Consider the following 15,055-nt stretch of genomic DNA (forward strand, 5'->3'; position numbering starts at 1 on the left):
TGGTGGTCGGCCACGGGATGGTCGGTCAGCGCTTCGTCGAGGAGCTGGCCGCGCGCGGGGTCACCGCGCGGGCCCGGGTCGTGGTGCTCGCCGAGGAGTCCCGGCCGGCCTACGACCGGGTCCATCTGACCTCGTGGTTCGGCGGGACGAGCGCCGAGGAGCTGTCGCTGGTGCCGGACGGCTTCCTGGAGGAGCACGGCGTCGAACTGCGGCTGGAGGACCCGGCGTCGGCGATCGACCGCGCCGCCCGCACGGTCACCACCCGCTCCGGCGCCGTGGTCGGCTACACCACGCTGGTGCTGGCGACGGGCTCCGCGCCGTTCGTCCCCCCGCTGCCGGGACGGGAGGCGGACGGCTGCTTCGTCTACCGCACGCTGGACGACGTCGAGGCGATCCGGGACGCCGCCGCCCGCGCCCGCACCGGCCTCGTGGTGGGCGGCGGGCTGCTGGGTCTTGAGGCGGCCGGTGCGCTGCGCGACCTCGGCCTGACCACGCACGTCGTGGAGTTCAGCCCCCGGCTGATGGCGCTCCAGGTCGACGAGGGGGGCGGCGGCGCGCTGCGCCGCACGGTCGAGAAGCTGGGCCTGGTGGTGCACACCGGCGTCGGCGGCCAGGAGATCACCGTGGACGCGCGCGGCGCGGTCGAGGGGGTGGTGCTGTCGGACGGTTCGCGGGTGGAGACCGACCTGGTGGTCTTCTCCGCCGGGATACGCCCGCGCGACGAGCTGGCCAGGGCGGCCGGGCTCGCCGTCGGCGCACGCGGTGGCGTCGCCGTCGACGAGCACTGCCGCACCTCCGACCCGGACGTGCTGGCCATCGGCGAGTGCGCGGCGGCCAGCGACGGCGTGGTCTACGGGCTGGTCGCCCCGGGCTACGCGATGGCGGCCACGGCGGCCGACCTGGTCGCCGGCCGGGCGGGCCGCCCGTTCCACGGCGCCGACACCTCGACCAAGCTGAAGCTGCTGGGCGTGGACGTCGCCAGCTTCGGCGACGCGCACGGCCGCACCGAGGGCGCGCTCGACGTGGTGTACGCCGACTCGCGCGCCGGCGTGTACAAGAAGCTGGTGGTCGGGGCGGACGGCACGCTGCTGGGCGGGGTGCTGGTGGGCGACGCGGAGTCCTACGGGCTGCTGCGCCCGTTGACCGGCTCCGTGCCGCCGGCCCCGCCGGAACAGCTCGTGCTGCCGGCCGGGTTGACGCCGGCCACCGCGCTGGGTCCGGCCGCGCTGCCGGACGACGCCGTCGTCTGTAGCTGCCACCACGTCACCAAGGGCGCGATCGTGGCGGCCGTCGCCGACGAGGGCCGCGCCTCGGTCGCCGAGGTGCGGGCGTGCACCGGGGCCGGCAGCGGCTGCGGCTCCTGCGTGCGCGCGGTCGGCCAGTTGGTCGACGCGGAGCTGGCGGCGGGCGGGATCGCGGTGGACAACGGGCTCTGCGGCTGCTTCGCCCAGACCCGCCAGGAGCTCTTCGAGATCGTCGCCAGCCTGCGGCTCACCTCGCACCGCGCGCTGCTCGACGCGCACGGCCGGCCGGAGGCGCGCGGCGGCGAGGGGTGCGAGGTGTGCAAGCCGACGGTCGGTTCGATCATCGCCTCGCTGGCGCCCGCGATCGGCGCCGACGGGCATGTGCTGGCCGGGGAGCAGGCCGCGTTGCAGGACACCAACGACCACTTCCTGGCCAACCTCCAGAAGAACGGCTCCTACTCGATCGTGCCCCGGATCCCCGGTGGCGAGATCACCCCCGAGAAGCTGATCGTCATCGGCGAGGTGGCCAGGGACTTCGGCCTCTACACCAAGATCACCGGCGGCCAGCGGATCGACATGTTCGGTGCCCGCGTCGATCAGCTCCCCGCGATCTGGGCCCGGCTGGTCGAGGCCGGCTTCGAGTCGGGGCACGCCTACGGCAAGGCGCTGCGCACCGTGAAGAGCTGCGTCGGCTCCACCTGGTGCCGCTACGGCGTGCAGGACAGCGTGCGGATGGCCATCGACCTGGAGCTGCGCTACCGGGGGCTGCGCGCACCGCACAAGCTGAAGTCGGCCGTCTCCGGCTGTGCGCGGGAGTGCGCCGAGGCGATGAGCAAGGACTTCGGGATCATCGCCACCGCCGGCGGCTGGGACCTGTACGTCGGCGGCAACGGCGGCGCCAGCCCCCGGCACGCCGAATCGCTGGCCCGCGACCTGTCGGACGCGGAACTGGTGCGGCTGATCGACCGGTTCCTGATGTTCTACGTCCGCACCGCCGACCGCCTGGAGCGCACCTCGGTGTGGCTGGAGCGGATCGGCGGCGGGCTGGAGCACGTGCGGGACGTGGTGGTCCACGACTCGCTCGGCATCTGCGACGAGTTGGAGGCGCAGATGGCCGCGCACGTCGCCGCCTACCGGGACGAGTGGGCGCGGACGCTGGAGGACCCGGAGAAGCTCGCGCGCTTCGTCTCGTTCGTCAACGCGCCCGGCACGCCCGACCCCTCGGTCCGGTTCGTTCCCGAACGGGACCAGCACAAGCCGGACCTCACCGTGCTGGCCGGGCCCACCCTCCCGGTCCGCACCCTCGAAGGGAGCAACCCGTCATGACCACCGCCCTCGCGCCCCTCACCCGTTCGCATCCCGCCCCGTCGCCCCTGCTGGAGATCGGCCACGCCGGCGCGTGGGTCCCGGTCTGCGCGCCGGGCGCGCTGGTCCCGGGGCGCGGCGTCGCCGTGCTGCTGCCGGACGGCGAGCAGGCCGCCGTCTTCGTCGACCGGCACGGCGACGCGCACGCCGTCGGCAACCGCGATCCGTTCACCGGCGCCTACGTCATCTCCCGGGGCCTGCTGGGCTCGGCGGGCGCGGAACGGCGGCCCTTCGTCGCCTCGCCGCTGCTCAAGCAGCGCTTCGACCTGGCGACCGGGGTCTGCCTCGACGCCCCCGACGACCCGGCGCTGGCGCTGCCCGTCCACCCGGTGCGGCTGCGCTGACGCGGCGGCCGGTGTGCCCCGGGCGGACCCGCCCGGCTCGCCCCGCGCGGCGCGGCGCGGGAGAGTGGCACGGAGGGCGGGTACCCGCCGTGGGCCCGCCGCCGCTGCCGTGACCGAGGCGAGATGCGTCGCAACAGGCGAGATTCGAGGTACGCCATGACCCGCCCCATCACCGTCGGCGTGGACGGCTCCCGGCACAGCCGGGCCGCCGCCGAGTGGGCGGCCCGCGAGGCGGTGCGTCGCGGACTGCCCCTGCACCTGGTGCACGCCTGGATCAACGAACCGCTGTACGCGCCGCCCGTTCCCGACGAGCCCGCCTCCCAGCGGCTGCTCCAGGACCACCGCGACGAGGTCGCCGGCCGGCACCCGGAGCTGACGATCACCACGGAGCTGCTGCCGGAGATGGCCACCGCCGGCCTGGTGGAACAGGCCGCCGGTTCCGAGCTGCTGGTCCTGGGCACGCGGGGGCACGGCCCGGTCGCCGGCTTCCTGCTCGGCTCCGTCGGGCTGCCGGTGATCACCCACACCACGCGCCCCGTCGTGCTGGTCCGCTCCGGGCCCGACGACGGGCCCAACGACCTGGCGCCCGCCGAGGACACCGAGGGCGACGAGATCGTGGTCGGCCTCAAGGACCTGGGCGAACCGGCCGCCACGCTGCTGGAGTTCGCCTTCTCGATGGCCTCGGCGCGCGGCGCGGCCGTGCGCGCGGTGCGGGCCTGGGGCACGCCGTCGCTCTTCGGCTCCACGCCGCCCGAGGAGTTCGAGGGCACCCGCGAGCACACGGACCTCCAGGCGCAGCGCGGCGAGGAACTGGTCGGGGTGCTGGCGCCCTGGCGGGCGCGGTACCCGGGCGTGCCGGTGATCGAGCACGTGCGCTACGGCAACGCGGCCGAGGTGCTGCTGGACGCGGGCTCCCTCCACGCGGCGCTGCTGGTCACGGGCCGCCGCACGCGCCGCCCCCTGCTGGCGATGCGCGCCGGCCCCGTCACCCACGCGGCCATCCACCACGCCCGCACCCCGGTGGCGGTGGTGCCCCACGGGGACTGAGTGCGCCGCCGGGTGGTCAGCGGGAGACGATGTCGCGGACGCCGTCCACGAAGGCGCGGAAGCTGGGCGACCTGTTCTTCCCCGCACAGTCCAGATGAGGACCGATCCGCCTCCCCCACTCCGTTTTGGAGGCGATCCGCGTGTCGCATGAACGGAGCACCCGCTCGAAGGCATCGGAGCACTTCCCCGCCGGCACGTCCGGGTTCCCCCGGTAGGCCCTGGGAGGCTCGGCGGGTACCTTCGTGAACCCCTCGCGAACGGCATCCCAGTCCCCGAAGTACCAGCTCTCCAGCTCGCGTGACGCGATGCGGTTCAGCACGTGGAACGCGCCGTCAGCCCCCTTCGCCACCCGTGGCACCAGACCCGCCTTTCGGGCTATCACGTCCAACTGCTGCTTGAGTGCCTTACAGTCGTCGCCGTCCTTGTCCACGAGAACCACCACGCGGATGTCTTCCCCGCGCCGACGCGCCGCGGCATATCCCCGAAGCCTGTTCGGAAGCTTCTTCAGGAGATCCGGCTTCCCCCGAAACGGATGCACCCTGACTCGCACTTCCCATCCCGCCAGAATTCTGGACAGGAGCGGCTTCAGGGCTTCACTTGCCGACTCCTCCTCCACTAGGACTTCGAGCAGCAGAGAAGAGCGCGACCTGCGGCTCCGGGAGGGACCCGATGCCTTGCGGCTCATGACTGCGGGCCGAGGTCATTGACGGGGGTACGCGGTTCTGGCAACTCGTCGAAGTAGTTCTCCTGCCACAGCGAGCCCAACAGCGCTCCGTGCTCCAGCATGTCGTTCACCAACGGAATGGCGTCGGGGCGCACCACACGCGTGTATCCGTCCGCGCCGCGGTAGAGGGCGACCACCTCGTCGGCCCGACACGAATTGATGAAGTCATGCGAGTGCGTGGTGACCAACACCTGCGAGCGCTCGCTGGACTGGCGGCACTGGTGGGCCAGGCCGGAAAGCACCGAGGGATACAGGTGGTTCTCAGGTTCTTCGATGCCGATGAAGGGCGCCGGGTCGGGGTCGTACAGCAGCGTCAGATAGGACAGCAGCTTCAAAGTTCCGTCGGAGGCGTTACTGGCCAGGACCGGCTCGTCGAACGGCGCGTCCTTGACGAAGAGAACCAGCCTCCCGTCCGGTGACGTCCGGTACTCGACGCTCTCCAGCGCCGGCACCGTGTCCCGCAGGGCCTCCGTGACCGACCGCAGCCGCTCGGGGTGATTCTCACTCAGATACTGCAGAACGTTGCTGATGTTGTCCCCCGACTGCGACAGCCTTTCCTGCGGCCCCGCGGCAGGAGACTTCCTCCCCTCGGCGACAGAGAGATACGAGAGATACCAACCGGAGATGAACCGGCGCAGCGCAGCAACTCGGGGATGAGACTTGAACTGCCCCAACGCGTTCACGGCGAGTTTGTCCGGCCCGTCGAGATGCTCCTGGGTTCTCACCCCGGTCTCGTCGTCCGCGAAGTATCCGGCGCCCTGCCGGAAGTCGAGGATGTGACTGGGACGCCCCGGCCCTGCCGACCGAGTCCAGCGCAGGAATTCTCGGGCTACCACCGGCCGGCCGCGCTCTTCGTCGATCTCCAGACGGTAGGTCAGCAGCTTGCTGTCCGACTGCTCGCGATAGGAGATCTGAACCGCGATGGGCCCCTTCGCGCCACGGGAACGCAACTGGCGCGCCCCACCTCGTTTGTCCCAGGCATGACGGATTCCGGAGGTGAAACAGGCTTCCATGAAGGCGAACACGTCGAAGAGCGTCGACTTCCCGCTCCCGTTGGGACCCACCAGCACCGTGAAGGGCTTCAGCTTCTTGATCTCGACGCTCTGAAGAACCCGGTAGTTCTCGACCTTGATCGACTCAATCACGGGTGGCCGCATGGAAGCTCCTCGTCATGCTCGTGGCCGAACCCCCAACGGTGACACCGCTGAGCCTGCTGATCAACATCGTAGGGCTTGCCGGTCAGCCGGCGGACGGTTCTCCGCGCCCCCGTTCACCCCAGTGGACCGCGGTGCCGGCCGAGGGGCGCGGGAAGCCGCGCGTGCTCGGTGACGGGCCGCGGACGACGACGCGGCAGCGGCCCCAGCGGCCGGCGGCCGGCGTCAGTCCGGCAGGCGTCAGTCCGGCAGGCGTCAGTCCGGCAGGCGGATGGCCGTGTCCTCGCCGGGGGCGACGTCGACCGTGCGGTCGGGGAGCACCAACCGCACCGGGTACTCCTCCCACGGCGGGACCCCGACCCACAGCTGTCCCGGCCGCATCCGCAACCGCAGCCCCACCCCCCGGTGGCGCAACGAGAAGCCGAACTCCTGGAGTTGCGGCAGCGGCGACGGGTCGAGCCACAGCGCGCCGTCCTCGGAACGCAGTCCGGTCAGCCCGCGCTGCACCAGGTCGAGGGTGCCGGCCATCGCGCCCAGGTGGATGCCCTCCGCCGTGGTGCCGCCCTGGATGTCGGCGACGTCGCTGGCCAGCGCCTCCTTGACGAACGACCACGCGTCCGCGTGCCGCGCCCTGGCCAGGACCCAGGCGTGCACGACTCCGCTGAGCGTCGAGCCGTGGCTGGTGCGCCGCAGATAGTGGTCGACGGTGGCGCGCCACCGTTCCTCGGTCAGTTCGTATCCCATCCGGGCGAACTGCTCGGTCAGTTCGCCCGGCGTCAGCAGATAGCCGAGCATCAGCACGTCCGCCTGCTTGGACGCCTGGTAGCGGTTGACGGAGTCGCCCTCGGACTCCAGCAGCCGGTCCAGCCGCCTGATGTCGCCGTAACGGCGGCGGTAGCCCTCCCAGTCCAGCTCGGCCAGCTCGCCGTACCCGTCGAACTGGCTGATCACGCCCTCGTGGAACGGGACCCGCAGCAGTCGCGAGACCTCGTCCCAGCGTTCCGGCTCGGCGTCCGACAGCCCCACGCGGTCGGCCAGTTCGGCGCGGCGCGAGACCGGCATGGTGCGCAGCAGCTCGGCGGCGCGGGCGAGGGTCCAGGAGGCCATCACGTTGGTGTAGGCGTTGTCGTCCAGGCCGGCGCGCTCGGCGTCCGGGTACGCCTCGTGGTACTCGTCGGGCCCGACGACGCCCCGGATGCGGTAACGGCCCTCGCCCCGGTCGAACTCGGAGATCGCCGTCCAGAACCGGGCGATCTCGGTCAGCATCTCGGCGCCCTCGGTGTGCAGGAACTCCGTGTCGCCGGTGGCCTGCCCGTAACGCCACACGTTGTACGCGACCGCCGAGCCCACATGGTGCTGGAGGCGCGAGTTGTCGGGGAGCCAGCGGCCGGAGCGCGGGTTGAGATGGACCTCGGGCGTCTCCTCGCGGCCGTCGGAACCCGACTGCCACGGGTACATCGCGCCCTCGCGCCCCGCCTCCGCCGCCGCCCGCAGCGCGGCCGGCAGCCGCCGGTGGCGGTAGCCGATCAACGCCCGCGACAGCTCGGGGAAGTGCAGGTTGAGATAGGGCAGCACGAACAGCTCGTCCCAGAAGACGTGCCCCCGGTACGCCTCGCCGTGCAGCCCCCGCGCCGGGACGCCCACGTCCAGTTCCGCGCTGTGCGGCGACAGCGTCTGCAACAGGTGGAACATGTGCACCCGCAGCACATGCCCCGGCTCCCCCGGCACCTGGAGGTCCGCGCGCCGCCACAGCCGCGCCCAGGCCGCCGCGTGGTCGGCCAGCAGCCCGTCGAAGTCGGGCGCCAGGCGCACCCGTTCCAACGCGGCCGGCAGCGGTCCGACGATCGCCCGGTCCCGCGAGGTGTGCAGCGCCACGACCTTCTCCACGGTCAACGGCCGTCCGGGGCCCAGCGGCAGGATCACGCGCTGCGCCGCGCGGAAGTCCGTCAGCCGGTCGTGCGTCGCCTCCGGCGGCCCCTGCGGGGTGGCACGGGTGCGGGCGGCCAGCACGATCCGCACGTCGGAGGCGCTGGTGCGGCAGCGCAGCCACACCACGTCCGGCTCCTCGGCGCCGGTGCCGAGCTCGGTCAGATGGTGGCCGGCGAGATCGTGGTAACGGGCGACGCCGGTGTTGCCGACCAGCCCGTCGATCGCGGACTCCACCTCGATCGACCCCGTCCAGTCCTCGGCGCTGAACTCCGTGCGCAGCGCCGCCAGATGGGGGTCGGCCATGGAGACCAGCCGGGACTGGGTGACGTTCAGGTGCCGGCCGTGCGGGTCCCGCAGCCGCATCTCCCGGGTGAGCACCCCGCGTCGCAGGTCGAGCGACTGGTGATAGCGCAGCAGCCCCTCCGGGTACAGGTCCGGCGTGAACCACTCGCCGGTCGCGCCCTCGTCGGGGTGGACGCGGAAGCGCAGCGGGAGCCAGTTGGGCAGGTTGACGATCTCCTCGTGCACCAGTCGGCGGCCCGCGAGGGTGGAGGTCAGCCGGTTGTAGAGGCCGGCGGCGTAGGTACCCGGGTAGTGGGCGGGGCCGGCCGCTGTCTCGGGGGCGGCTCCGCGCGTCGAGAAGTAGCCGTTGCTCAGGGTGCAGAGCGCCTCGCGCAGCCGTTCCTCGCGCGGGTCGTAGCCCTCGTACTCCCACTCCCAGCCGTCGATCTGCCGCTCCTCCTCGGACCAGGCGGCCCAGCGGTCCATCGGCTCGGTGGGTCCGGTCCGCTCCTCCGGCCCCCTGGACCGGTGCGGCTCGCGCGCGTCCATGCCGCTCGCCACGCCGGTCACCTCCGCACGAGCCGGGCGAGATCGTCGACGACCAGGTCGGCACCGTGCTCGCTCAGCTCGTGGGCGCCGCCCTCGGTCTCGGTGCGGTTGACGCCGACGACCAGCCCGAAGCCGCCCCGGTGCCCGGCCTCCACCCCCGCCAGGGCGTCCTCGACGACGGCCGCCGTCGCCGGGTCGCAGCCCAGCCGGCGCACCCCCTCCAGAAAGAGCGCGGGGTCCGGCTTGCCGGGCAGTTCGAGGCGCGCCATGTCGTTGCCGTCGACCACCGTGCCCAGCAGCGAGCGGACGCCCGCCCTGGCCAGCAGGTCCCGGGCGTGCCGCGACGAGGAGACGGCGGCGCAGGGCACGCCCGCCTCGTGCAGCTTGTTCAACAGCCGCACGGTGCCCGCGAAGACGTCCACGCCGCGCGCGTGGAGGCGCCGCATGAACGCCTCCTCCTTGCGGGCCGCGACCTGGCAGACCGTCTCGGTGCCCGGCGGGTCCTCCACGTCGCCCACCGGCAGTTCGATGCCGCGCGCGGCGAGGAACGCGGCGGCGCCGTCCAGCCGGGACTTGCCGTCGACGTGGCGCCGGTAGTCCTCCTCGGCGTCGAACGGCGGGTCCACGCCGGGGACCTCGTCGAACGCCTCCTTCCACGCCTCGGCGTGCACCGAGGCCGAGTCGGTGATCACCCCGTCGGTGTCGAAGATGACCGCATGGCACTCCCACAGGTCCGGCACGGTCGCAGTCACCGGGCACCACCGCCTCCCTGGTCGGCCACGGCAGCGCCGTGGCGTTCCTTCCATGGGAACCCGCCGGCGGCGGCCCCGCAAACGGGTGGCCCCGGCGTCAGACGAGGGTCACGCGGCGGCCCGTGACCCGGTGCGGGGTCAGCCGCACCCACAGGTCGCGTTCCCCGCCGACCCAGGGTTCGGTCCCCGCCGGGTCGCCCCCGGCCGCGGCGAGGCGCTCGGTCAACGCGCTGACCTCGCCCGGGTCGGCCAGCCGCCGCGCCGGCCCCACCAGCAGCACGGACCAGCCGACGCGCTGCGCCTCGTCGAGGTGGTCCACCTCGAACGCCAGCTCCTCCGCCTCCGCGGCACGCGCCGGCGAGGTCTCGGGCGCGGTGCGGTAGACCAGGGTGTGGTCGTCCAGCGCGTAGTTGACCGGCACGATCGCGGGACCGCCGTCCGTCGCCACGGCGACGCGGCCGACGGTGTGACCGGCCAGCAGCTCCCAGCAGGTCGCCTCGTCCAACTCGGCCAGCGCGTCCCGGTTGCTGACCTCCGGCGGGGCGGCGCCGCTCGGCGGGGGGCCGCCGATCAGCTCGGCGACCGTGGTCTCCAGGGCGCGGGCCACCCTGGTCAACGAGGCGTAGCTCGGCGAGGCCGGCCGCTCCTCCAGATACCGCAGGTACTCGGGAGCGACCCCGGCCCGCTCGGCGACCGCGGAGCGGTCGAGCCCCAGCTGCTCGCGCCGCAGCGCGATCCTGCGCCCGACGTCCGTGCGATGGTTCTCCACCCCCTCAGCCTCCCCGGAACCGGCCTCCACCGCTCGTTGATCACGGACCGCCCACCGGCCCGGAAGGGGCACGGGGGACGGCGCGAGCGACCATCCGCCGGGCGGAACTGTGACGGCCGTCACATCCGACACCCGCCCGGCAACGTTCTCCGTCGCGGGAGCGACCACAGGGCGCCGCACCTCCACCCGGACAAGGAGACCCCGTGCGTTTCCCCACCACGCGCGCAGGGCGCGCGACCCGCGCGACCCGCGCCGCCCTCGCCGCACTGCTCGGTCTCGCCTGCGCGCTGCTGCTGTGGCAGCCGACGGCCTCCGCCGCCTACCCGCCGCCCGGGCTGGTCACCGGTGACGTCGGCATCCACGACCCGTCGATGGTCCGCACCGACCAGGGCTATGTGGTCTACGGCTCCAACGAGCTCCTGGAGGCGCGGATCTCGACGGACCGGACCGCGTTCACCGACGCCGGCTCCGCGTTCACCGCGCCCGAGGACTGGTGGGGCGAGATCTCCCCGGACCGCAACCCGTGGGCGCCGGACGTCTCGTACCACGACGGCCGCTACCACCTCTACTACGCGATCTCCAACTTCGGCGAGAACACCTCGGCGATCGGCCTGGCCACCAGCCCGACGGGGCTGCCCGGCAGTTGGGACGACCAGGGCATGGTGCACCGCACCGACGCCGGTGACGACTACAACGCGATCGACCCGAGTCTGATGGTGGACGACGACGGCCGTTGGTGGCTGGCTTTCGGATCGTGGTGGACCGGTATCAAGCTGATCGAGATCGATCCGGCGACCGGCAAACAGTTCCCCGGCGACACCGCGCTGCACAGCCTCGCCTCGGCCGACGGCGGCATCGAGGGGCCCGCGCTGGTGAAACGGGACGGTTACTACTACCTGTTCAACTCCTACGGCACCTGCTGCGCCGGCACCGACAGCACATACCGCGTCCGGGTCGGCAGGGCGACCAGCCCGACCGGCCCCTATCTGGACGCCGACGGCGTGGACCTGCGCGACGGCGGCGGCACGTTCGTGCTGGAGAGCCACGACGGGTGGATCGGCCCCGGCGGCCAGAGCGTGCTCAACGACTCCGACGGCGACCTGCTCGTCTACCACTACTACGACGGCCAGGAGAACGGCGCCCCCAAGCTCGGCGTCAACCTGCTGGACTGGAGCAGCGGCTGGCCCGTCGCCTACTGACGCCCCCGACCGGGCCCCTGGCACACGCGTGGGGTGTCCGTCCCGGGTTTCTCCCGGGGCGAACACCCCACACCGCGTGCTTCCCGCGAGAGGACGTCGGCCGTCAGTCGTCCTGGCCGGCTTCCTGCCCGGCCTTGGCCCGGCGCCTGCCGCCACCCGGGCGCGTGGACCGGTAGACGATGAAACCGATCAGCCCCAACACCACCGCCACGAGGACGACCTTGGAGTAGACGCTGACGAAGTCGGTCACCTCCTCCCAGTTCTCGCCCAGGTGGTAGCCGGCGACCACGAAGATGCTGTTCCAGATGGCGCTGCCGACCGTGGTCAACACCAGGAACGTGCGCAGCGGCATCTTCTCCACCCCGGCCGGGATGGAGATCAGACTTCGGAAGATGGGAATCATCCGACCGAAGAAGACCGCCTTGTTGCCGTGCTTGGCGAACCAGGCTTCCGTCTTCTCGATGTCGGCGATCTTCACCAGGGGCAGCTTCTCGGCGATCGCGATCAACCGGTCACGCCCCAGCGCCGCGCCCACCCAGTAGAGCGCCACGGCGCCCACCACCGAGCCGATCGTCGTCCACAGCAGCGCGGCCCACAGTTCCATGTCGCCCCGGCTGGCGGTGAAGCCGGCCAGCGGCAGGATGATCTCGGAGGGCAGCGGAGGAAACAGGTTTTCCAGGGCGATGGCCAGGCCGGCGCCCGGGGCCCCCATCGCCTCCATCAGGTCGGTGGCCCACCCGGCGATGCCGCCCGGGTCCTCGGCCGAGGAAGCGAGTTGGTGAGTTGCGGAGGATACGATCACATGGGAGACGCTACAAGTCCCCCGACCCGGAACGCCACGCGGACCACCCCATGACTCACCGTGTGGTTCTCCGCGATCACCGTGTGGTTCTCCGCAGTACCGGCCACGCCCCGCTTCGCCTACCGTCCAGGGGTGCGAGAGAAGCGCCCACCCACCCTGTCACGTCCCCGGTCACGCTCACGGTCGCGTCGCCTGCTCGGGGAGCTGGCCGGCGTCGCCACCGGCGTCGTCACCGGCCTGGCGCTGGTGCCCGTCGTCCTCCTCGGCTGGGCGGGACGCGCCCGTCGCGGCACGGCGACTCCCCCGTTCACCGCGCTGACCGTCCGCGCCGCCCGGCTGGAACGCGCCCGGCTGATCCGCTTCCTGGGCGCCGAGATCGCCGGGAGCTGGCCCGCCCACCGCGCGTTGCCCTATCTCAGCTGCCGCGTCGGGCTCGCGGTGCTGGGCGCGTTGACGCTGGCCACGCTGGTGATCGGCCTCGGCTACGGATCGCTGCTGCTGTGGGGGTGGGCGCTGGGCTCCCCGCTGGCGACGGTTCCCTCGGGGATCGGCGGGACCTTTCTGGCGTCGCTGACCGTGCTGGGCGTGTCGGCGCTGGTCGGGGTGGAGACGCGGCTGGCCCACCACTTCCTCGGGCCGAGCGAGCGGGAGGCGCTGCGCCACCGGATCACCCAACTCGCCGACAGCCGCGCCGGAGTCGTCGAGGCCATCACGGAGGAACGCCGCCGTATCGAACGCGACCTGCACGACGGCGTCCAGCAGCGGCTGGTCGCCCTCGGCCTCGCGCTCAGCCGCGCCCAGCGCTCGCCCGAGCGGGCCGCCGAGCACCTCGGCCAGGCCAGGAAGGACGCGGCCCTCGCCCTGGCCGAGCTGCGCGAGGTCGCCTGGCGGGTCTATCCGACCGTCCTGGACGAGGCGGGCCTCGGCGCCGCGCTGGAGACCCTCGCCGAACGCTGTCCGCTGCCGGTCCGGCTCCGCCACACCCCGGTGACCGAGCCCCCGCGCCCGGTGGCGACCGCCGGCTACTTCGTGGTCTGCGAGGCGGTCACCAACGCGGTCAAGCACGCCGACGCCGCCGAGGTCACCGTGACCGTCACGGGCGGCGCGGCGGAACCGCTCACGCTGCGGGTCGCCGACGACGGGCGCGGCGGCGCCGACCCGGCGGGCGGCGGGCTGCTCGGCCTGGCCCGCAGGGTCGCCGCGCTCGACGGCCGGCTCGACGTCCACAGCCCGCCCGGCGGGCCCACCGTCATCACCGCGGAGCTGCCATGCGACTGATACTCGCCGACGACTCGACGCTGCTGCGCGAGGGTTTGGCCCGGCTCCTCGCCGACGAGGGCCACCACGTGCTGGCCGCCGTCGGCGACGCCGACGCCCTGCTGGCGGCCGTCGCCGCAGAACCCCCCGACGTCGCGGTGATCGACGTCCGGATGCCGCCCGACCACCGCGACGAGGGGCTGCGCGCCGCCCTCGCCATCCGCGCGCGCTGGCCGGAGGTCGGGGTGCTCGTGCTCTCGCAGTACGTCGAACGCCGTTACGCCACCGAGCTGTTGACGGGTGCGCCGGAGGGCGTCGGCTATCTGCTGAAGGACCGGGTGGTGGAGATCGAGGAGTTCCTCGACGCGCTGGCCCGGGTCGCGGACGGCCGCACCGCGTTCGACCCCGAGGTGGTCCGCCAACTGCTGGCCAGGGGCGGCCAGCAGCGCTCCCTCGACGCCCTGACCGCCCGCGAACGCGAGGTCCTGACGGAGATGGCCCAGGGCCACACCAACGCCGCCATCGCCGCCCGGCTGTTCGTCTCGCGCAGCGCGGTGGAGAAGCACGTCAACGCCATCTTCACCAAACTCGGCCTCACCGACACGGCGACGGCGACCCACAGCCGCCGCGTCCTGGCGGTGCTCCGCTATCTGGGCGCCTGACCGCCGGGACGGGCTCAGCCCCGCGCCAGCTCCACGCCCGCCTCGCGCAGCGTGGCGGCGAAGGCGTCGGCGTACTCCTCGCCGAGGTGGGCACGGGCCACGGCCGCGTGGTGCCAACGGAGGGTGAACGGGGGGCGCGGGCCGGAGCCGCCGGTCAGGCAGTCGTGGAGGGCGTCGAGGTTGGCGCCGTAGTAGCCGCCGGGGCCTTTGACCGCCTCGCCGAGCGCGCAGTAGAGCGCGGCGCGGTCGACGAGGGCGCGGCCGTCGAGGCCGTATGTCCCGCCGCCGCGCTCCCCCGCGCGCGCCCCCGGCGTGGCCGCGTGCAGCCGCGCCACCTCCAGCCACCCCGCGCGGTGTTCCGCGCCGCCCGTCGCCCAGCCCCCCGGCGCGGACGGGAACGCGCGCGCCCACTCCTGCCACACCGCGCCGGCGGCCGGGTGCGGGAACCGGTGGAAGGAACAACGCACCACCGCGTCACGGCCGTCGACCGGGCCGACGGTCACGGCCTCGACGGGGTAGGCGCCGAGGACCGCGCCGGCGTCGTCCAGCAGCGCCACCTCGGCCGGCCCCAGCCGGCCGGGCCCGACGACCGGCCCGACGACCCCGCGCAGCGACAGCTCCCGCTCCCCGCCGCGACCGCCCGCCGCCCCCGCCTCGAACAGCCCCTCGACCGCACCGGCCTCGACCCACGCCGCCCCGGTCCCCGGGTCCCTCAGCCGCACGGCCAACGCACACATGCGCCTCATTCTGCCGGCTCGGCGGCCGACGCCGCACGCGTCAATCAGACACGTCAACGCATACTTCCCGGGCGTGAGTTCGAGGGCCTCCGGAGGCGCGGCCCATCTGGCATATGCACAGGTCACCTGCCTCCTCCCGATGGCCGACTTCACACGTTGTCGCCCCCGAAAGCGCTCGCTACCGTACGGACACGGGCATCGACGACAACGACGGCAACGATGGCGACGGCGGGGAGACG

General features: G+C 73.2%; 13 protein-coding genes. 6 read left to right on the top strand and 7 right to left on the bottom strand.

Annotated features, from left to right (window positions below; all coding sequences use genetic code 11):
• Positions 1-17 precede the first annotated feature (17 nt).
• The 3 genes from nirB (at position 18) to CRP51_RS04230 (ending at position 4,000) form a co-directional block, all read left to right on the top strand.
• Positions 18-2,570 carry a nitrite reductase large subunit NirB gene (gene nirB / locus CRP51_RS04220; protein ID WP_439333122.1) on the top strand — a complete coding sequence of 851 codons (2,553 nt, stop codon included), beginning with the start codon at positions 18-20 and terminating at the stop codon, positions 2,568-2,570.
• Entirely contained in the window at positions 2,567-2,953 is a 387-nt protein-coding gene (locus CRP51_RS04225) for a nitrite reductase small subunit NirD (protein WP_097229611.1), read from the top strand. Before nirB ends, CRP51_RS04225 begins: the two co-directional genes overlap by 4 nt.
• 156 nt (positions 2,954-3,109) lie before the next feature.
• A complete protein-coding gene (locus CRP51_RS04230; RefSeq protein ID WP_097229612.1) occupies positions 3,110-4,000 on the top strand; it encodes a universal stress protein in 891 nt (296 codons plus the stop codon).
• Positions 4,001-4,016: 16 nt separating this feature from the next.
• Here the strand turns inward: CRP51_RS04230 and CRP51_RS04235 are convergent, their stop codons facing one another.
• The 5 genes from CRP51_RS04235 to CRP51_RS04255 all read right to left on the bottom strand — a co-directional run bounded on the left by CRP51_RS04235 (position 4,017) and on the right by CRP51_RS04255 (position 10,159).
• The gene (locus CRP51_RS04235; RefSeq protein ID WP_097229613.1) at positions 4,017-4,685 is read right to left on the bottom strand and encodes a DUF4276 family protein; all 669 of its coding nucleotides are present in this window, start codon (positions 4,683-4,685) and stop codon (positions 4,017-4,019) included.
• Positions 4,682-5,881 (bottom strand): AAA family ATPase, encoded by a 1,200-nt coding sequence (locus CRP51_RS04240; protein ID WP_097229614.1) that lies wholly within the window; start codon positions 5,879-5,881, stop codon positions 4,682-4,684. The genes CRP51_RS04235 and CRP51_RS04240 overlap by 4 nt, the downstream gene beginning before the upstream one ends.
• A 252-nt stretch (positions 5,882-6,133) precedes the next feature.
• The gene (locus tag CRP51_RS04245) at positions 6,134-8,575 is read right to left on the bottom strand and encodes a glycoside hydrolase family 65 protein (protein ID WP_097229885.1); all 2,442 of its coding nucleotides are present in this window, start codon (positions 8,573-8,575) and stop codon (positions 6,134-6,136) included.
• Between the two features lie 80 nt (positions 8,576-8,655).
• Positions 8,656-9,390 carry an HAD family hydrolase gene (locus CRP51_RS04250; RefSeq protein ID WP_245880358.1) on the bottom strand — a complete coding sequence of 245 codons (735 nt, stop codon included), beginning with the start codon at positions 9,388-9,390 and terminating at the stop codon, positions 8,656-8,658.
• A gap of 97 nt (positions 9,391-9,487) precedes the next feature.
• On the bottom strand, positions 9,488-10,159 hold the full coding sequence (locus CRP51_RS04255; RefSeq protein ID WP_245880359.1) for a helix-turn-helix domain-containing protein: 672 nt from the start codon (positions 10,157-10,159) through the stop codon (positions 9,488-9,490).
• Positions 10,160-10,362: 203 nt separating this feature from the next.
• On the opposite strand from CRP51_RS04255, the gene CRP51_RS04260 reads away from it, so the two are divergent.
• On the top strand, positions 10,363-11,358 hold the full coding sequence (locus CRP51_RS04260; protein WP_097229617.1) for an arabinan endo-1,5-alpha-L-arabinosidase: 996 nt from the start codon (positions 10,363-10,365) through the stop codon (positions 11,356-11,358).
• 103 nt (positions 11,359-11,461) lie between these two features.
• On the opposite strand, the gene CRP51_RS04265 is transcribed toward CRP51_RS04260, so the two are convergent.
• On the bottom strand, positions 11,462-12,079 hold the full coding sequence (locus CRP51_RS04265; RefSeq protein WP_097229618.1) for a DedA family protein: 618 nt from the start codon (positions 12,077-12,079) through the stop codon (positions 11,462-11,464).
• Between the two features lie 213 nt (positions 12,080-12,292).
• Between CRP51_RS04265 and CRP51_RS04270 the strand changes: the two genes are divergently transcribed.
• Entirely contained in the window at positions 12,293-13,438 is a 1,146-nt protein-coding gene (locus tag CRP51_RS04270; RefSeq protein WP_245880360.1) for a sensor histidine kinase, read from the top strand.
• Positions 13,429-14,079: a response regulator transcription factor gene (locus tag CRP51_RS04275; protein ID WP_170970430.1), complete on the top strand. Its 651-nt coding sequence runs from the start codon at positions 13,429-13,431 to the stop codon at positions 14,077-14,079. The genes CRP51_RS04270 and CRP51_RS04275 overlap by 10 nt, the downstream gene beginning before the upstream one ends.
• Before the next feature lie 14 nt (positions 14,080-14,093).
• Here the strand turns inward: CRP51_RS04275 and CRP51_RS29300 are convergent, their stop codons facing one another.
• The gene (locus CRP51_RS29300) at positions 14,094-14,816 is read right to left on the bottom strand and encodes a barstar family protein (RefSeq protein WP_245880361.1); all 723 of its coding nucleotides are present in this window, start codon (positions 14,814-14,816) and stop codon (positions 14,094-14,096) included.
• Between the last annotated feature and the right edge of the window lie 239 nt (positions 14,817-15,055).

Source organism: Streptomyces zhaozhouensis, assembly GCF_900230195.1.
GTDB lineage: Bacteria > Actinomycetota > Actinomycetes > Streptomycetales > Streptomycetaceae > Streptomyces > Streptomyces zhaozhouensis.

Excerpts from the sequence above, each read along its gene's own strand:
- CRP51_RS29300 (WP_245880361.1), bottom strand. The coding sequence starts at position 14,816 with ATGTGTGCGTTGGCCGTGCGGCTGAGGGACCCGGGGACCGGGGCGGCG.
- CRP51_RS04275 (WP_170970430.1), top strand. The coding sequence starts at position 13,429 with ATGCGACTGATACTCGCCGACGACTCGACGCTGCTGCGCGAGGGTTTG.
- CRP51_RS04230 (WP_097229612.1), top strand. The coding sequence starts at position 3,110 with ATGACCCGCCCCATCACCGTCGGCGTGGACGGCTCCCGGCACAGCCGG.
- CRP51_RS04240 (WP_097229614.1), bottom strand. The coding sequence starts at position 5,881 with ATGCGGCCACCCGTGATTGAGTCGATCAAGGTCGAGAACTACCGGGTT.
- CRP51_RS04235 (WP_097229613.1), bottom strand. The coding sequence starts at position 4,685 with ATGAGCCGCAAGGCATCGGGTCCCTCCCGGAGCCGCAGGTCGCGCTCT.
- CRP51_RS04265 (WP_097229618.1), bottom strand. The coding sequence starts at position 12,079 with ATGGAGGCGATGGGGGCCCCGGGCGCCGGCCTGGCCATCGCCCTGGAA.
- CRP51_RS04245 (WP_097229885.1), bottom strand. The coding sequence starts at position 8,575 with ATGGACCGCTGGGCCGCCTGGTCCGAGGAGGAGCGGCAGATCGACGGC.
- nirB (WP_439333122.1), top strand. The coding sequence starts at position 18 with ATGGTCGGTCAGCGCTTCGTCGAGGAGCTGGCCGCGCGCGGGGTCACC.
- CRP51_RS04225 (WP_097229611.1), top strand. The coding sequence starts at position 2,567 with ATGACCACCGCCCTCGCGCCCCTCACCCGTTCGCATCCCGCCCCGTCG.